The following is a 17,883-nucleotide window of genomic DNA, read 5'->3' as shown; positions in this document are numbered from 1 at the left end:
TACCTTAATTGGTTAGATAATCCATCTGTTCAATGCGATCAGAATACCCCACTCTGAAGATACACAAAAAGCTGTTCATCGGCGCACGTAGCCGCGCAGGGATTTGGCCCTCGATTCCCTAATGTGGATCACGGATCATCACATGTTGAAACTCTATCTCATCTGCATCCGGGCCGATCGCGCCACTCAAATTCTCGACGACCGTCTACAAATCCCATGCTGCGACGTGACCGTCCTTCCTTGCGACGCCCAAGACTGCTACCGCGATAATCTGCGGCATCGTCTCTGTCGGCGCGCGCGGCGATCACCAGCACCACAGGGTCACGGGCCCCGTCAAAACGCCTTCACCTAGCAGTAGGTGCGCCGTCCTGCGGCCGGATTGCCGCATATAAATTTGACCGGAACAGTCGGTCGCAATCTGGGAGGGTTAGTAGATGATGAGTAAATACCGCACTGGAATGTCCGGGTGTGCGCTTTGGGCGGCAGTGATTGCACTTTCTGCCGCACCAGCGCTTGCCGAAAACGTCAAGGCCGCCGTAGCCTTCACCCCAACCGCCGCCGTGGCCGGTTTCTTCAATGGACACTACGAGGGATACTTCGCCAAGGGCGGCCTCGACACCACGCTCTTGCTGCAGTCTAACTCTGTTGGCGTGGTCGCTGCAGTTCAAGCGGACCAGGCTGAAATTGGCTCCGCCGCCACCGGCGTCTTCTTCGGCGCTGTACAAAACGGTCTCGATTACGTCGCCTTAGGCTGCCAGACCACTTTCGGACCGGGCAATGATGTACTGGGTGTGATCCCGCGCAATGGCGCGGTCATCAATTCGCCGGCTGATTTCGTCGGCAAAAGGGTGGCGGTGCCAGGAGTCCATGGCGGGACCCACGTTGCCTTCATGGAATGGCTGCGCGAAAAGGGCGTGGATCCGAACTCAGTCACTTACGTGGAGGTCAAATACCCACAGCAGGCCGATATCCTGCGCGGCACAACTGTCGATGCCGTGGTGACGTCGGAGCCCTATATGGCTCGTATCGTTAAGGCAGGGCTGGGCAAAGTCTTTTCAAATCTGAACGACACCGAGCTTAGCGTGCCGGATTCATTCTACTTCGCCAAGCGTTCCTGGGCCGATGCTCATCCAGAGGCCACGGCGAGCTTTATTGCCGGTCTGGCCGAAGGTGTGAAATTCGCGTCCGAAAATCCCGAAAAATCGATCGCGAATACCGCCGAAGCGCTTGAGCAGGATGTAGAGTTCATCAGTGCGGCAGGGAAGCAGAACTTCTGCAGCCCCGATACAGCTAAATACATAGAACAACTCAACACAGTCATGATCAGCCTCGGTTTGGCCACCAAACCGCTCGATGCTGATGTTGTTGTATGGAAAAAACCCTAACACTACAGCAAGGGCCGACTTTAGTCGGCCCTTGGCAATAAGTGGACGGTCATGGAAGGAAGACGAAGTGGCGACTGCTCAGTCAATTGCTTTTAATGATGTCGGGTTCGCCTATGGGGACACACCCATACTCTCCAACATCGATTTTACCATCGAGGCTGGAACCATAAGCTGTGTGATCGGCCCCTCGGGTTGCGGAAAGACCACGTTGTTGCGGCTGGTCGCGGGCTTTATCCGCGCCACCAAAGGTGACATTCGAGTCGCTGGCGAGGTTCGCACCCGCCCCAGTCGTGATGTCGCCGTCGTGTTTCAGGACTACCAGCGTGCCCTCCTGCCTTGGCGCACCGCGTATGAAAATGTCTCGCTCGCGCTGGAAGCCGCCCAGGTGCCGCGCGCCGAACGCCGCGACCGTATCGAAGCCATGCTCGAACTGGTGGGTCTTCCCAATCATGCGGACAAATTCCCCGCGCAACTTTCAGGTGGCATGCAGCAACGGTTGCAGATCGCTCGATGTCTGGCACAAGAGCCCTCGATTTTACTGATGGATGAGCCCTTTGGCGCGCTCGACGCGATGACGCGCGCGGTGCTGCAGGACGAACTTTTGAGGATTCAAGAAAAGAGCGCCATTACCGTACTGTTCGTCACGCATGACCTTGACGAGGCGCTTTATCTCGGTAGTCAGATCGTGGCGTTGCAGTCCAATCCCGGGCGCCTTGGCCGGTTGGTCGAAGTCACATTGCCTTACCCACGCGATCAACTTGCCACCAAGGAAGACGTAATCTTCCTCCATATGCGGCGCGAATTGTTCAGCCTGACCCACGACGGACACCAGGGATGAGGCACAGCTTCAACTATCGCCCTTTCATAGTGCTTGCGGTCCTGGTTGGTGGCTGGGAATGGGCATTGGGTGTGAACCATGTCGAGTCAGACACTTTGGCGCCGCCAAGCATGGTGCTCGCCGAACTTTGGCGCCTGATCCTGAACGGAAAGGTGCTTGTGGCGGCGAAAGAGACCCTGACTGCGACCCTTCTGGGGCTCGCGTTAGGTAGCTTCCTGGGAACCTTCATAGGCCTAGTCAGTGGCCTGGCACGTCCGGTTGCACTGGCAATCCGGGGGCCGGTTGAGGTGCTGCGGCCCCTGCCTGCAATCGCGCTGGTGCCGCTAATGACCATTACCTTCGGTCTCGGCTTGGCGATGGAAGTCTACGTAATCATCTTTGCCGTGATTTGGCCCTGTATCATCTTAACCCAGAGTGCGGTACGCGCCGTAGATTCTCGGCTGCTTGAGGTCGCCGATGTGCTGGAGCTGAGCTGGTTTGCCCGTGTGTGGAAAATCGTCCTGCCCTCTGTGCGGCCACGCCTGATCGTCATGCTGCGTTTCGCCGCCGCTATCGCGCTGTTGATCGCGGTGACGGTCGAATTGGTATCCAACCCCTGGGGACTCGGCCATCGCATGATGATCGCCGAAGAAGGATTCCATCCGGACCGGATGCTGGCCTACTTGGTGGTAATTACATTCATGGGTTGGTGCCTGAACTGGGCCTTCATGGCGTTGGAGCGATATGCTTTCACACTCCGCCTAAATTCGAATTGAGGGTCACATGAGAGACGTCATCAAGGGTCTTGCTATCAACACAATTTCTATTGGATCGTTGATCGTTATCTGGTACGGCGTAACCGCTGCGCAACTGGTACCGAGAGTGTTCCTGCCAAGCCCGGTTTCGGTCTGGCAATCGCTGTCCACCGGATTCGTCAGCGGGACATTGCTGGAGCAGACCACCCACACTGTCGTCGCTATGTTGGTTGGTTGGTTCCTGTGCAGCTTGCTAGGCGTGGTGTTGGGCAGCATTATCGGCGTCTGGCCACTGGCCCGGCTGTCGCTTGGTCCAGTGCTTGAAATCTTTCGCCCGATGCCGCCAGCAGCGATTATTCCGGTAGCTGTCGCTATCTTTGGCCTGAGCCGGGAGATGTCTTTGATCGTTGTGATTTTCGGCGCGATCTGGCCGGCATTGCTGGCGACCGTGCATGGATTTTCGGCGATCGAACCCCGCCTCAAAGAGGTCGGCGCTGCGCTGGAAATGTCGCCTCTGGCTTTCGTCTGGAAGATCGCCCTCCCGAATGCCACGCCGGACATCATCGCTGGCATGCGCCTGTCGATGGTAATTTCGCTGGTTCTGGTTGTGATTACCAACATGCTTACGGGCCAGGTCGGGCTTGGCAGCCTGGTCGTTCTCGCCTCGCGCACCTTCGACATGGCGGGGTTGTTCGCCGGGCTCTGTCTGCTGGCCGTAATTGGTATGATTAGCAATTCAGTGCTGCAATTCGCCGAAAGACGCTTGTTGAGCTATCGGCAGTAGAACACTTGGGCTTCGGCTACGGGCAGAAATGCCGACCTACTGCCTCGGCCCCATAATCGCTTTCAATCCCCGATGCCAATACGGAAATTGAATCAGTCACCAAAGCACGTCGCAGATTTTAGATTCAGGATTGAACGAAGCCACCACCGCGGCATATGGGACGGCTGAATTGGGCTCGGAATGTTCATTCGACCTGGCATATCGGAAGAAAACTCCGTCGGATGAGTTTACGCTTTTGAGAAATTGCGTAGCCTCTGCGCAGTTGCAACGAACGACCGCTCTCCGCCCATACCGACAAAACTCAGCGCTTGATGCACTACCCTCAAAGCTCCCATACGTTGGAGCGTTCCTTTGTCTGGGCTTCGGAACACCCGCGTCGTTTGTTAACCATGCCGGAGCCCTTGTTCCGGATACGTTCTTTTCGCCTTGCCGGAGGAGCTACTCCGGACTATTTGTATTTTTGTCGCCAGAAACTGATGTTTTTAAGCGACTTAACGGCCCCCGCCGGTGCTACCAACACCGACAGAGGCCTGACCCGTAACCTTGGATTAGAAGGAATTGGGCTATGTTGACCCTTACCGCCAACTTCCCGTCAGGGAAAGATCAATCACATAAATCTCCTATTGAAGCTCGCTTTTGGCTGCCGCGCAGGCCGGCCGGCGACGTTTCGCCGTCACCGATGTCGCTTTCGCACCGCTGATCGTTACACCATAAAGCGATCACGCCAGCTCCTCGCCGACACTAATGGTCCGACTGCCCATCAGGGGTAGCCAATGCGGAAATTATTTCCGCATCTGACCCTCCGTGTCTGCATGAATGCTGCCGTCATCGCTCCTCAACAGGAGACTCGCATGAACAAGAACACCCTCAAGACTACGACTGCCCACATCTATGATTATTCAGCCGACAGCCCCGATTTGAGGCAGCGTTTTGATGAACTCATCGATGAAGTTGTCAGTCCCTCCCTTTCTGCCGACGCCCTCGCAAATGCGCTCGCAGGTGGCGTGGATGAAATCGCCGGAGTTCTTAGGGCAATTCCCGGAATGGAAGGCCGGCTGATCGAACGCGGAATCGCCTTTGTCGCCAAGTGCAATCCAGACCTCGCGGTGCTGACTCAAAATCTACGGCTTCCGGTGACACCGGCAGCGATGCAAGTTGTCCTCATGAATAACCCGCTGAACTACCGGACGGTGACTTTTGATGCCGATATGGGTGGCCGCAAGACCTACACGCCCGATCTCGTCATTCTGAATCGGTTGACCAAGGTTGCGCATCTGGTGGATTCAAAACGCAGCCTCAATTCCTACGAGCGCGCACGAATTGATGAGCTAAGGAATCGCATGTTGGCAGCGGCGCTTGTCGTTCCCGACTTCTTGTACAAAGAGCATCGACGCATGGTTGCCGAAGATGTCAGGGTTGTGATCCTCAATGCAGAAAACCAGAAGACCGACCTCGAAGGTGGCATCTGGCATTTGTCGCATCTTGACCACCTTGTGGAGGTTGCCGGTGCCGGCGAAGCTATCGGGTTGCTACAGAAGAAGTTCCGCTCGCGCATCCAGGCCAACTGGAAGCTGGCTTGTGAAACCTTCTCCAGTAAATCCAGTCATCAGGTAACGACGGCGGTCGATGTAATGACTGCGGCAGAAGAGACTGAGCCTGATGATGAGGCTGATCAGACCTCTTGCGGAAGCTCTGGCATCGGGACCGGCAGAGAGCCGCAAATGATCAAGCTGGGCTTTGCTCAAGTGCCCATCCGGCACTGACAGGCAATCAGCTCAATCCATCAATCAACCGTTTTGTTCACAACAGCCGCCGATCTTTTGATCTGGCGCTTGGAGAAATATGTCATGTGTAAATCCAATACCTATCCCCCCAACACCAATGTCGTGCCATTCCCGCAAAACGCGGATGTTCAACATCATGCTGGTCCGATGTCCACTTCTCGAAAGCAGCCACCGGCTACCAAATCTCGGAAACCGAAGCCAAGCCGCAAGGCGCAAAGTCCGGCTGAAATTGAGCTTGAGATTCTCGCGATGTCTTGCGACGGCAATCCGACGCCTGACCTCGTTGATGACATCGCGCCAAGCACTGTCCGGAAAATTGTTGATCACGCTGGAGCCGTTGAAGCCGGCAACACCAGGCTGCCCAGGCGCTTGCAGCGTAGACTTGAGTTGTTGTGCAGGTTCAAGCACCCGGCAGGCCTGATCCTCAAAGGCTGGCTTGATGGAAACCGCCGCTTCCTGCCTGCGAACTTTCAGACAATCGCGGATTATTCCGCATGCTCAGAGGAGACACAGCTATGAGCAAGATCAGCAAACGTGTCTTTCGGTATCTCCTGTCACGCCAACGCCGCGCTGCCCGGCTCGAAGCTTTTGGCCGTGCCGCAGAAGCTGGTATCCTTGAAGATCAGCCCCTTGGCGCAACCTCGCGTGAAGGCACAATCTGGCGGCTTTCAGCGGACCATACAGCAAAGTTCTCGGGTGATGTTGATCATGATCGGGACCTGATGCGGAACCTCCTGGAGGTGTCATCGTGCAACAGGAAATGTCTCGAAAGGAAGCTTGAATCTGGCGAGTTCAATGATTTCGATGATGAGGAGTTTGGAGAGGTCGGCGAAGTCGGCAAACCTGTTCGCAAAATGCTCGTCAATCAAAATGGGACCACGCCGAGTTCATCGGAGTTGCTCAGGCTCCGGGACCACGTACTTTCAATTGTGGGGGGCTTTGCGCCCACGCTGAAAGTTCGTGAAGTCGCAACCGCTCTATTGCTCGCAAGGGCTCTTGGGAAAGATGCGAATACCCTCGATCGACTGATTGCGATCATGAAGTCCGAGTGCCCGATCATCGCAGTGCAGATTCCGGTTCACGGTTTTGAAAAACAGCTCGGCAATATGCTCGAAAAAGGTTTGATCCTGCCTTTCTACGCATCCCTTGAATCGATTAGCGATGGCCCAACTCTTACAGGGCACTTTAAATCATTGGCGGATTCAAAACGACGAAGGTCACTCTCTTGCTGCGGGAGCGCTTTGTTAGAGAGGTTTGATCGTCATGATGACGTGCGGCGGCTTGTGTCGAACAAGGTCCTTAATGCATCCAAGCCTTTGATCATCTCTGATGAGAGAGAACAGCCACTACCGGCGCGTCTTGTTGCTGTCGCGGACATTGTGATCCAAGGTGACGGAATTGATGCAAGCCTGATCGCTGATGTGCTCGCCATCTGTTGCCAAATCGCGGTTGGCCGCTCCTGGTTTCTGATGAGCGAACTCGAATTCGAGCCGCTCCATCTCGGCATCGATGATCTGGCTATCGCAATCCGCCCAGGTCGATCCTTGACCAAAATCATCGGAATCCTGACCGCGCTTGAAGCGGAGAATGCTGCACGGGCAGAAGCCAAGGGTGACGACGGAAAGAATTGCGGACTTGGTTCGTTGCTGAACAGGTCGGGTCGCTAGGAAGCAAGGAAGCGCGAGAAATATTCTGTCTGTTTCGACATCATAGAGCCAGTCAAGGCACCGACCGGGGCAGAACCAGCCAAGAAGCAGAAGCGGGAGCAATCTGTCAAACCGTCCACCGGAAAGGACCATCTCTATGTTGAACGGTTGGCAGGTTATGGGGATGCCCAGACGTGGGCTCTTGACCTCAAGATCGACCTTGGTGCTTACAAAAACAAGGAGGTCGAGTGGTCCGATCTCAGTTCACGGCTGCTGCTCTCTGGGCCGCCCGGTACGGGCAAGACAACGTTTGCGAAGGCACTCTGTAATACGCTTCAGGTCCCGCTGATCGCGACGTCCGTGGCGAGATGGCTGGAAGCGTCGAATCTTGGCGATGTTCTGGCAGCGATTAACGCGACTTTCGAGCATGCCAGCAAGGCAGCCCCCTGCATCCTGTTCGTAGATGAAATCGATAACATCGGGAGCCGTGGCGGCAGCGATCGCCACCATGACGACTATTGGTCAAGCCTGGTGAATCGCGTGCTGGAATTACTGGACGGGGCTGCAAAAACCGAAGGCGTCATTGTCGTGGGCGCGACCAACCGGCCAGACAAGATCGACCCTGCACTTTTGCGTTCAGGACGTCTTGAGAAGCACATTGTCATCCCGACCCCGGATACAAATGCGCTGGTGAAAATCATTGCGCATCATTTGGGAGGTGACCTCGATGCGCTCCTGAACAGCAGCGAGATCGGTGGTTCCGTCGGTTCCAAAAGTGCGCCTGGTGCTTTGCTGTTTCACAGCAACGACAGCACTGCTGATGACGGCTGCGATCAAGTCAACGACAGCAAGGAAGGAGTGCGGACTAATGGATAACCTTCATCTCACCGCCGCCGTGCCCGACATGAACACAATGCTTAAGCCATTGGCACTGGCTGCTGCCGGCAGGACAGGTGCAGACATCGAGCGTCTAATCCGCGAAGCACGACAGAAAGCCCGCCGCGAAAAGCGACCGTTATCGTACAGCGACATTCATGCAGCGCTCACCGAAGGTCAGGCGGCAATGTCGCCAGAGCTTGTCTGGCGAATTGCAGTTCACGAAGCTGGGCACGCGCTAGCTTGGACATTCTTTGGCATCGCAACCGTTTCAACGGTGACTGTCGGCAATGGCTCCGGGGGCTTCGTCGAAAGCCAGATGCGCAGGAATGTCATTCAGACCGAAACATGGCTCAATCAGATGATCGCCTGTACGCTCGCCGGCAGGACCGCGGAAAAGCTCATTTTTGGTGATCATGTCGTAGGCTCCGGTGGCAATGACACGTCTGATCTTGCACATGCCACGAGGCTGGCGACAGATGCAGAGGCCAATCTCGGATTCGGGACAACCCAGCCCCTACTGTACCGTTCAGTGAAGGATCACTCATCGATCCTTTCGCTCGATCGCCAACTGGCGCATCATGTCCATGCAAGGCTTGAGGTCGCAGAGACCATGGCCGTCGAAATGCTATCGCAGCATCGCGATGCGCTTCTGTCACTGGCAACCTGTCTTGCTGAAGCCAGGACCCTTGATGGTAGCGAAGTCAGAGCACTGCTTACTCAGGAAATGAACGTAACCGCAAAGGGCCCAGAAAAACCGGCGCCCTAAAAGCACGATTCAGAATTCGGCTCCCGCGTTACCCACCCGGGCGCCAACGATTCCAAAGTCCGTCTTTGCGATTCTGAACTCTGATACGGCGTTTCCGATTTAGGATTCGCCGTTTCAGAAACCAGTCCCCGCGTTGCCAGACTCTGCCTCGGCGATTCCGGTTCAGGCCCAGCCGTTTCGAAACCAGAATTCCGCGATTCCGATAGCTGGAAGATCGAGCATTCTTGCTCATCCGGTTTGAATCATGAGGTGACTCAGCTCTCCATTGAGATGGACGGGGCAATCCTTTGGAGAAGCTTCACAATGGCAAAAAGACACAAACGCAGCCCTGAACTGAATTCCATGCAAATCGACGGCCTGGTCGCTCGTGCCGCTGATTTGCATCGTAACCTTGTACCTTTGTTTTGCGACCTGAAACCCCAGTCTGAACTCTACAACGCAATCGTTGAGTTGAGCGACGCCCTGGCACGGACAATCCGGAAAACTTCAGGCGATGAACCGCCCTGGATGCAACCCCGCATCAGCCGTTAGCACCGCAATCTGTTCAAGCTTTTCGCTGTTCGGCAGCAGCCATGGACGGCAGCTGGGGGAAGCATGTTACCTGGCAGAATATCGCGCAGCCAAGATGTCCACCTGGAAATTGGCCGATGGGACGGGTGCCAAATTGAGTTCAATTGTAAGAACGTGAAGAGGACGCGTTTCAAGGCACCCAGACATCAACTCGATCCGTGATGACGTGCGGGCAACTTGATGGAAGTTACTTCAATTTATCCTGTCGCGATTCCAAAATCTGTCACGCCGATTCGATGCCAGGAATCTGCGATTCTTCTTCGCACGGCGTTTACAGACAGAAGGGGTGGAGACTTCAAATTCCGATGCGCAATCCCCTTCCAGATTGTCAACATTGGCAGGGCAAACGGCGTTTGTTGCTTGCATCGCCGGCCATCAGACTGTGGCTCCATGATGAACAAGGAGATCAGGATGACAAAGAAATCACAGCGAGAAATCAATGCTGCACAGCGTACCCGCCAGCAGAGAGTGAGAGATGAGGCCCGTTTTCGGTGCCGGCCGTCGCGAGATGATCTGGCGCGCATGCTGCTGTGGAAAATGATCATGAGTGCCGAGAAGCACAATCTAGGACGACGTCAGGCGTTGGATCGGTTGCGCGATGAGATCGTGGATGGCCTTGAGCTTCAAGGTTTTGATGTCCGAGAAAGCGAAGACGTCTTCGAAGAGCTTGCTGCACGTTATGCAGACGGGCTATTTCCATTTCGGCCAAAGCGGCATCTCAAGCCTGCATGATCGGCCTCATTTTTGGCACCGTCATTCAAACGCTGTTTGGTCCTTCTTATCTGTCTTCCCCCCATTACTCCCTATAACGCCGTTTGCAGAGGAATCGGATATTTGGTGTATAATGCAGAAATAGTCTCCGCCGAACCCATAGAACCAGCAGAATGTTCAGGCGACAATTAGGTCGTCGAGAAACTCCGAACCGGGCTCAATCGCTGAGATGAACAACTGGTCCCTCGCCCGAGTTGCTGCGACGTAGAGCAATTGGCGCTCAGTCGATACGACTTCATCCAGCTCAAACTCATCGGCGACATCAGCGATACGGGATTGCAATGGTAGAACGCCTTCATCACAGCCAACGATCAACACGGCGCGGAACTCAAGCCCCTTTGCCAAATGCATCGTTCCGATCAGGACGAAGTCCTCAGGACTTGATCCGCTCAATGATGACATCGTTTTTAACCCCGCCAGGTGCGCTATCTCAGCCACGCGGCTGATCTGTTCATTTGACCGGCAAAAAATACCGATCTCACCTGGCAGAATTCCTTGAGCGATGAGCCTTTTCAAAAACTCGGCCGCCGCTTCCTTTTCCGACTCCCAGTTCGGAGCGATCACAACCACTGGCTCCACGCCGTCGAAAACCGAAACGGTGCCCTTTCGATCATCGGTCTCACCGTCCACATCGCGAATATTCTCGGGCAGCAGATGATCTGCCAATCGCCGTATCTGATGTGAAGTACGGTAGTTTACCTTCAGTGTGAACGACCGTCCGCGGATATCAACGCCGAGGCCCTTCCAGGAAAACGGTTGCTGGAAGATGCGTTGACCGATATCTCCCGCAAAAAACAATGCATCCTGTCGCTCTGGAACGATCGCACCGAGGAACCGCAGTTCAGCAACGCCCAAGTCCTGCGCTTCATCGACAACTATGTGGGTGTAGGGCTTGTCATTCCGCGCGCTGTAATGAGCCGTTACGGAGGTAAACACGCCAGCTGCCGTCATCAGGGCTTTGGAACGCAATTGCTTTCGAACCTCTGCGAAGACACCCCAAAGCTCGGTCCGTTGTTTCGAACCAAGTCGGTTCTTGCGCCCCATGCGAGGAACAGTGGCGTAGGCTTCGGCGCTGTCAATCTGCCAGGCATCGATCACATGTTCCCATTCCGAATTGAGAAACTGCGACGTGTAACGCGGAAGGCTGCTAGCGGCATCACTGATGATCGATCTCAGCTTGTCCCTGCCTATGAGGTAGGCTTTTCGACCGGTCATCAATGCATTCAGGTCTGCCGCAGCTTGCTCAAATGAGGAGATCGTGACTCGGTCCGTCAGAGTTGGAGCGTCGGCCAGGAGCACGCCGAGCTTGCGCTTGAGGGCAATCGCCAGAGGTTCGGAGAATGTTGTCAGAAGAACTCTCGCCTCGGGATCATCCTTGAGAATTCGCGCCACCCGATGCAAGGCAACGACCGTTTTCCCTGTACCGGCCGACCCGATTGCCCTGACCGGCCCAGAGAAGTTCCGGTTCACCAGCGCACGTTGCGAAGGATGAAGGAAGATCGCCCATTTCTCAAACGGCTGGTCCAAGGCAGCAGCCAGCTCCTCGTGCCCCTCAAGGATGCGGAACCGTCTTTGGCTGTCGGGATGGGTGAGCGGATCATCAGTGACCGGCGCCGGCGGCCTTAGAACACCACTGGCTGCATAGTCGAGCAGGGATTCCGCCGCTTCCTGAGGCAAATGGTCGGCGAGCGAGAAGAATGCGTCTTCAGTCGCCTGCAGCACGTCGCCGACCCAGTCCTCGGGAACACCGAGGCCAAGCACATCATCGGGAGTCAGAGCCTCGAACAATGGACTGGTGGAAACCTTGTGTTCGATCTGGATTGCGAAGGGAAGCTCTTGCTGATGCGGCAAGTGGCGATGGACATCAACATCCTCAACCAGCTCGCGCACTTCCACAATCTGTACCGCACCGGTGCGCGGATGGGTTTCGATCCGTCGCCGTTCCGCCCACTTGTAAGCGTCATCATGGTGATCGACATAGGCCAGCATCACGCTATCGCCGGTCTTGTGGATGATAATTCTGAGATCACGATTGACCCGTACTGACCAGAAGTTAGGGTCTTTCGACGCGTCGATACGATGCGCCTTCAAACCTGGACGATCAGGTTCGGTCTGCAGATCGAATGCCGTCAGCTTCACCCGCTTCTGCTCATCATTGCTGAGCTTGGCGAGTGATGCGGTAAAGCTGTCGGCTAGGATTGTCGGCATTTTCAGCTCACACTGATTTTTTGAAGGAGTTTAGCGCTTCAAGTACGAAACCAAATCCCGGCGTTTCGTTTGCATTCTTGATTTCGCGTTTGATTGTCGCAATGGTGCGGCTAGCAAATCCTCTAAGCTGAGCTCGCAGCATTTCGTCAGCAGTGACAGGAGAGCGCGTCAAGTATGAAATGATTAGCTTGGCAGAATCTAAGAAAATATCGTGTTTCTGTCGAGACAAGTCTTCAATTAGGACAAAGAACTGTTCAATATCGCGGCCTGCACGAATGATCAATTCATGAAGTGGCCTTTCTAGCCATCCCAAGCCCAGACTTGCATCGAAGTCGGCAGAGCGCTGCCCTACCCACATTCCCTCACAATAGAACACAATTGAATTTCTAAGGTAAAGCATGGCTTTGTCGCTACTAGCGGTGGAGACGGCCCGAGACTTCGAAAATTCACATGCGCCCAGTTTACTCCAGAACTCACTTCTGGCTCTCTGAGTGATCTTAGAATCTTCAATCATCGCTCGACAGATTCTCTCCGCCTCCATTTGCCCATAGCCAGAGAAGAGTTCCATGTTGAACCATCGGCGCATCATGAATATGTCGCGGTACCCCAACCCCTCGGCGTGCTTGAAACAATGCCTGGCTTTTTCTCTCATTTCTGGTCCGAGCTCCGAGTAAGCCTGACCGAGTAAAGATTGTACTTTCGGATTCACCATCACCGGATCATGCGGCGCATACTTCTCAGCAATGCGAGCGACATCGCCATACGATTTGGTTTTTATCAAGCTCTCCATGCTCGCAATCACAGCCGCCTCTTCACGCCCCATCTTCAAGCCTTCGGAGCGATAATGCTTTACCCGGGTTCTTAATCCGCCGATGTGCGGAAGCTGCCCTGAAACTACACCAATGAATGGCCGCGACGGTGGTGTAAGTTGGTAGAGAGTCTCACCGCTGGTGTCTTCTGATCGAGATATAAAAATACTTCCCGCCTCGCTTAGAGACTCTTTTAGATGCTCAGGGGACATTTGGGTAAGTCCGCAGAATGCGGTAAAAGTAATAGGTTCATCAAGTAGATATAAACCTGCGAGGACGTATCTTGATTTACCTTGGTTTGAAAGTCGGTCGTACTCCCTCTGATACAAATATCGTCGCGCTTCTTCTCCCCCACGATCTTTAAATAGCTCAATAGCTTCGTTGTAATTGCTGCAGTGCTTTCGGATGCCAACCAACGTTTCTATCAACAACGGCAAACTACTGGTAACCTCCATAATATGAGGAGTTTTCTCGGGCGGAGGCTCAGGAACATCGAAATATTCACAGCATACACGTTGAAAATCGAAATATTCATTTTCCGGGGATAGACCAGGTACAACAATCGAGCTGCTCATCGCGTGTGATGGAGGATGCCTAAGAGTGTACAAAATCTTGTTGCGTGATCGCCCCTTCATAGTCTTAAAGAAAAGAAGCTCTTCGCCGGTGTCGAGGCCTCGTCTGCTCAGCGCGTCGATGTCGTCGATAACTATCAGGCCAGAAAAATTGTCAAAAAGTTCTTGTAACAATGCATCTTTATCTACAGCAATCGTCGTCTCATCGTTTTGGCTGTGCATGCCAGAATGATGGAGAATTTGATCTATCTGCTCATCAACATCAGAAAATTGTCTCAGCAAAAATTTCTGTTGTTGACCGTTGTATGTATTTAGCTCTGTTTCTTTAGAAGATAGATAAAGAACGTAGTCTAGATGCTCCCCGTTTTTTAGGTGTACCTGTGCTCCATTCTCTGTTAGCTGCTTTGCGAACTCATGAGCCAGTGTGCTTTTTCCCGATCCACCTGGGCCATGTAGATACACTCTTGGTTGGTCCGAATAGACGAACCAAGTCCAAAGCTGGTCCAGCAATACGCCTCTGTTTATGAACCTCTCGATCGTGGCTGGGGACGGAGGAAGAGACCGATGAACCAGAACGCGAGATTCGCCGTCCTGATCCGATGGCAAGAGCGATCTATCTGAGTAGAGCTGAGCTAAGTGACGCGGAGCTGCTTCAAGAACCTCATGTCGATCACGTACCCACAGGATATTCGGGGGGTACTTATCCAGCTTCCGCAATAGTCGAATCGGTGGTGTCGTTCCCCTCCGCGGAACCAGCATAACCGAGATATTTAGTTCACCTTTTTTGGTGGGGACAGTGTACTGTTTGCACAAACATTCGATGCTGGAGCCAGTATAGTCGCTCAGCGCTCGATTAAAAGCTTCTATGTCCACATTGCCAGCAACTCCCGCGACCGATAGTTCGCGGTCCCGAACTCCGAATACGATGATGCCGCCGAAGGAATTATAGTAGGCAATCGCAAGGCGAATTATACCTGCCCCGTATCCACGAGCTAGTTCATCTGGAAGTGTTTCTTTGTAATCGACAACATAGGTCTCTTGCACGTGAAAGCGCTCGTTTGTGGCGTCCCAGGCTGCGCCTAACAGGTCTTCGAATGCCGCAGGAAGCTCTTTGTGTTGGATCGCAGATAGAATGTTAGCTAGTTCTTCTCTCATTAATTAATCCCCTAAACCCCAAAAACCTTCAGCACTTCATCACCAAAATGATTGATCACTTTCACTGCGATCCGCCCCGTGCTCGGCCGTGCGAATGGTCGTGACGTGTCTGAATACAATGTCTCCCAGGCGTCGGGATCGATCTCGGCTTTCAACGCCGTCTTCAGCGATTTGTAGGGGTCGTTTGCGCCGAGGAAATAGGCGTGGCGGACGAAGAAGCTTTCTTCGTCGTAGTCGGTGTCGATGAACCAGGCGGCGATGCCCTTGACGTCGTCGGAGCGGATTTCGCCGGTCGAGGGATCGAAGATGTCGACGCCATGTACCTTCACCTTGATCTCGCCGTTCGGGGTGTCGATCAGTTCCACGTCGGGCTCGCCGAAGACAACGAAGAGGTTGCCCTTGCCGGTGTTCTTCAAATCCTCAGCCATGTGCAGATCGGGGTTCATGCGGGCCTTGAGGATAGCAAGCGGGCCAAGCCGGTTGAGATCGGTCGCCTGGGCGTCGAAGTTGAAGGCGCAGGCGATCAGCACGTCGAAACGGGAATCCGAGGCCTCGCGGGCGGCCGCGGTGATCTGGCTGCGGGTCAGCGTGCCGAATTCCGGGCCGATGAGAATTGCCGAGCGCTTCTCCACCGATCCGCCATCGGTATAGCGGGCTTCCGCGGCAATATAATTGCCAGGCCAGGGATCGATGGAACTGAAGTGGATGGTGTCGCGCTTCTCCTGTTGGTGCACACCGGCGCTGCGCAGATGGGTGAGCACCATCTCGCCGAAATCGGCCTCCGGCATATTGGCGGGAGTGGAGGTGCGGGAGGTGATTGCGCCGGCGGCGGCAAGTTCTTCCCCCAGCGTGTCCTCGCGGGCGGCGATGACACGGTGCGGCGACAGGCTTTCGACTGTGAAGGGACCGGCAACTCGCACCTTGCTCTTGTCTTCATAGGGGCGGTCGTAGAGCAGTTCGACATCTGCAGAACGGGCGATCGAGGCATCAATTTCCGTCTGCCGGGCAATGCGGCCTTCCCACCAGTCGGCGTGCAAATGACGCGCCTTCTCAGATACCAGATGCACCTTGGCTTGGCCGTCCTTGCTATCCAGCCATTCGTCAAGATCGCGAGGGATTTCCCATTCCTCAAATGTGGCACCAAGCGCCTCGTTCAGCTGCCGCCGAAGCGGCTCCAGCACCTCCTGCCATTTCTCCCAGATCACATCGATCTCGGCGTTGTTGGCAATGCTTTTCAACGTGATATGCGGCGCGCGCTCATAGACGAAGCCTTGGCGAATGTCGCCTGTCACTGCCGTGTCGGCGAGGATTTTCCCGGATACATCCTGTTCTTTGTCACGGCCTTCGCGGCTGTCGGCCAGAAGGTAATAAGCGTAACGCGCACTCATCAGCCGTGTACGCGCAAGCGCTAATGCGACGCGCGATGTATCGATTGTAATCCAGCGGCGACCCCATTGCTCCGCGACGTAGGCTGTAGAGCCTGATCCGCAGGTGGGGTCGAGGACGAGGTCGCCGGGGTCGGTAGCCATAACAACACACCGCTCGATAACATTCGTCGAGGTTTGGACTACATACACTTTCGGATCGGCTCTGCTTTGAATACCGCCAGATACATCAGTCCAGTTGTTGGTCAGCGCCAGAACGCCGAAATCGTCGAAGTTTTTTCGGAAACGAAGCTTCGCACTTGTCTGAAGGACACGGTCTGCTTTCGCTACCCGTTCAAGCCCTTTTAGTGATGTGCGCCATCCACCCGAAATAGGTTTAAATTCTCGGCTCCGAAAGAAGAAGGGTTTCAAGGTAGTCTCTGACCCACTTCGGGAGGTCATGCCTTGATCTGTAAAGTATTTTCCGTTTGCTAAATCGTTCTCGGACGCTTCACTGGCATTGATAATTACTCCATCCTCGCCGTAAATCTTTGAATATCGAGTGGCTCCTTCACCTCCCAATTCAAGGACCCGATACAGCGAGCGTACTTTTGTCGCGTTACTTTTTCCATACCAGATCAGATAGTTGTTTACGTTGTCCAGACCCGAGGAGCCCAGACCGACCGATGTTGGATACGAAATCAATGAAACAAAGTTCTCCTCCCCAAAAACTTCATCCATCAGTGCCCGGACGCGATGTACATTCTCGTCGCCGATCTGCACAAAGATCGAGCCGCTATTGGTGAGCAGTTCCCGCGCCACCATCAGCCGGTCGCGCAGATAGGTAAGGTAGGAGTGGATGCCGTCCTTCCAGGTGTCGCGAAAAGCCTTCACCTGTTCCGGCTCGCGCGAGACGTCAGCTTTCTTGCCGTCCTTTACAGTCGTTTCTCGAGTCGAAACCTGCCAGTTCGAATTGAACTTGATGCCATAGGGCGGGTCGAAATAGATGCACTGCACCTTGCCGCGCATCTCCTCGCGCTCGGCCAGGCTCGCCATCACCTGCAGGCTGTCGCCGAGGATGAAGCGGTTCTGCCAGTGCTTGGTGTGCTGGTAGAATTCGGCCCGCGCTTCCGGATCGGCGATGCCGTTGAAATCGGCAAACAGATCGGGGGCTTCGTCGGTGGTCTCCCGCGCCTTGGTGGTCTTGCGCTTCAGATCATCGATGATCGCCTTGGGATGCACCTTTTCCTGAATATAAAGCGGTGGTGCATTGACCACGAGGTCGGACCAGTCCTGCCGGTCCTTGCCGCGCCAGACCAGCTGGGCATCACCGATCTCGATCTCGCCGGTCTCGGCGAGTTGCCGCATCTGCGCCTGGCTGATCTTGATCTTCGCGCCATTCCAGATGATCTGCGGATCGCGGTCCATGTCTCGGTCCCGCAATTCACCCTCAGCCAGTGGCCGATCCCGCGGCACCCTCATCTCGTGGGCAACATCGCCCAGCATCTCCTCCTGCTGCTCATAGAGCGACGCCATCTCGGCCGTCGGGTTGTTGAGCCGCACCGCCTGGTCATGGGTGAGAGTGGAGACGTCTTTTTCGCGCGGGGTCTTGGCCATG

Annotated in this window: 13 protein-coding genes; 10 read left to right on the top strand and 3 right to left on the bottom strand. The window is 54.7% G+C overall.

Annotated features, from left to right (window positions below; translation table 11 throughout):
- Positions 1–434: 434 nt before the first annotated feature.
- The 10 genes from IMCC20628_RS24410 to IMCC20628_RS19740 all read left to right on the top strand — a co-directional run bounded on the left by IMCC20628_RS24410 (position 435) and on the right by IMCC20628_RS19740 (position 10,118).
- Positions 435–1,385 carry an ABC transporter substrate-binding protein gene (locus tag IMCC20628_RS24410; protein WP_082128247.1) on the top strand — a complete coding sequence of 317 codons (951 nt, stop codon included), beginning with the start codon at positions 435–437 and terminating at the stop codon, positions 1,383–1,385.
- A 67-nt stretch (positions 1,386–1,452) separates the two neighbouring features.
- Positions 1,453–2,223: an ABC transporter ATP-binding protein gene (locus tag IMCC20628_RS19785; RefSeq protein WP_245307830.1), complete on the top strand. Its 771-nt coding sequence runs from the start codon at positions 1,453–1,455 to the stop codon at positions 2,221–2,223.
- Positions 2,220–2,978, top strand: a complete 759-nt coding sequence (locus tag IMCC20628_RS19780; RefSeq protein WP_047031623.1) for an ABC transporter permease subunit — start codon at positions 2,220–2,222, stop codon at positions 2,976–2,978. Before IMCC20628_RS19785 ends, IMCC20628_RS19780 begins: the two co-directional genes overlap by 4 nt.
- A gap of 7 nt (positions 2,979–2,985) precedes the next feature.
- Positions 2,986–3,741, top strand: coding sequence for an ABC transporter permease (locus IMCC20628_RS19775; protein WP_047031622.1), 756 nt, complete (start codon positions 2,986–2,988; stop codon positions 3,739–3,741).
- Between the two features lie 851 nt (positions 3,742–4,592).
- The gene (locus tag IMCC20628_RS19770; RefSeq protein WP_047031621.1) at positions 4,593–5,504 is read left to right on the top strand and encodes a hypothetical protein; all 912 of its coding nucleotides are present in this window, start codon (positions 4,593–4,595) and stop codon (positions 5,502–5,504) included.
- 69 nt (positions 5,505–5,573) lie between these two features.
- The gene (locus tag IMCC20628_RS19765) at positions 5,574–6,044 is read left to right on the top strand and encodes a hypothetical protein (RefSeq protein ID WP_156174590.1); all 471 of its coding nucleotides are present in this window, start codon (positions 5,574–5,576) and stop codon (positions 6,042–6,044) included.
- A complete protein-coding gene (locus tag IMCC20628_RS19760) occupies positions 6,041–7,192 on the top strand; it encodes a hypothetical protein (protein WP_047031619.1) in 1,152 nt (383 codons plus the stop codon). Before IMCC20628_RS19765 ends, IMCC20628_RS19760 begins: the two co-directional genes overlap by 4 nt.
- 147 nt (positions 7,193–7,339) lie before the next feature.
- On the top strand, positions 7,340–8,047 hold the full coding sequence (locus tag IMCC20628_RS19755) for an ATP-binding protein (RefSeq protein WP_047031618.1): 708 nt from the start codon (positions 7,340–7,342) through the stop codon (positions 8,045–8,047).
- Positions 8,040–8,816, top strand: coding sequence for a hypothetical protein (locus IMCC20628_RS19750; RefSeq protein WP_047031617.1), 777 nt, complete (start codon positions 8,040–8,042; stop codon positions 8,814–8,816). The genes IMCC20628_RS19755 and IMCC20628_RS19750 overlap by 8 nt, the downstream gene beginning before the upstream one ends.
- Before the next feature lie 981 nt (positions 8,817–9,797).
- On the top strand, positions 9,798–10,118 hold the full coding sequence (locus IMCC20628_RS19740; protein WP_047031615.1) for a hypothetical protein: 321 nt from the start codon (positions 9,798–9,800) through the stop codon (positions 10,116–10,118).
- A gap of 156 nt (positions 10,119–10,274) precedes the next feature.
- Here IMCC20628_RS19740 and IMCC20628_RS19735 read toward each other — a convergent pair whose 3' ends face one another.
- The 3 genes from IMCC20628_RS19735 to IMCC20628_RS19725 are packed head-to-tail and all read right to left on the bottom strand — an operon-like array spanning position 10,275 to position 17,882.
- The gene (locus IMCC20628_RS19735) at positions 10,275–12,365 is read right to left on the bottom strand and encodes a 3'-5' exonuclease (protein ID WP_047031614.1); all 2,091 of its coding nucleotides are present in this window, start codon (positions 12,363–12,365) and stop codon (positions 10,275–10,277) included.
- Positions 12,366–12,372: 7 nt separating this feature from the next.
- Entirely contained in the window at positions 12,373–14,901 is a 2,529-nt protein-coding gene (locus tag IMCC20628_RS19730) for an AAA family ATPase (RefSeq protein ID WP_047031613.1), read from the bottom strand.
- A gap of 11 nt (positions 14,902–14,912) precedes the next feature.
- Positions 14,913–17,882: a site-specific DNA-methyltransferase gene (locus IMCC20628_RS19725; protein ID WP_047031612.1), complete on the bottom strand. Its 2,970-nt coding sequence runs from the start codon at positions 17,880–17,882 to the stop codon at positions 14,913–14,915.
- Position 17,883: the final 1 nt, after the last annotated feature.

The organism is Hoeflea sp. IMCC20628, assembly GCF_001011155.1.
GTDB lineage: Bacteria > Pseudomonadota > Alphaproteobacteria > Rhizobiales > Rhizobiaceae > Hoeflea.
Note: the sequence above shows the minus strand (reverse complement) of the source record. Positions and strands in the feature narration are given on the sequence as shown.

Coding starts and splice junctions, on each gene's coding strand:
- IMCC20628_RS19760 (WP_047031619.1), top strand. CDS start 6,041: ATGAGCAAGATCAGCAAACGTGTCTTTCGGTATCTCCTGTCACGCCAA.
- IMCC20628_RS19775 (WP_047031622.1), top strand. CDS start 2,986: ATGAGAGACGTCATCAAGGGTCTTGCTATCAACACAATTTCTATTGGA.
- IMCC20628_RS19750 (WP_047031617.1), top strand. CDS start 8,040: ATGGATAACCTTCATCTCACCGCCGCCGTGCCCGACATGAACACAATG.
- IMCC20628_RS24410 (WP_082128247.1), top strand. CDS start 435: ATGATGAGTAAATACCGCACTGGAATGTCCGGGTGTGCGCTTTGGGCG.
- IMCC20628_RS19730 (WP_047031613.1), bottom strand. CDS start 14,901: ATGAGAGAAGAACTAGCTAACATTCTATCTGCGATCCAACACAAAGAG.
- IMCC20628_RS19725 (WP_047031612.1), bottom strand. CDS start 17,882: ATGGCCAAGACCCCGCGCGAAAAAGACGTCTCCACTCTCACCCATGAC.
- IMCC20628_RS19770 (WP_047031621.1), top strand. CDS start 4,593: ATGAACAAGAACACCCTCAAGACTACGACTGCCCACATCTATGATTAT.
- IMCC20628_RS19780 (WP_047031623.1), top strand. CDS start 2,220: ATGAGGCACAGCTTCAACTATCGCCCTTTCATAGTGCTTGCGGTCCTG.
- IMCC20628_RS19735 (WP_047031614.1), bottom strand. CDS start 12,365: ATGCCGACAATCCTAGCCGACAGCTTTACCGCATCACTCGCCAAGCTC.
- IMCC20628_RS19740 (WP_047031615.1), top strand. CDS start 9,798: ATGACAAAGAAATCACAGCGAGAAATCAATGCTGCACAGCGTACCCGC.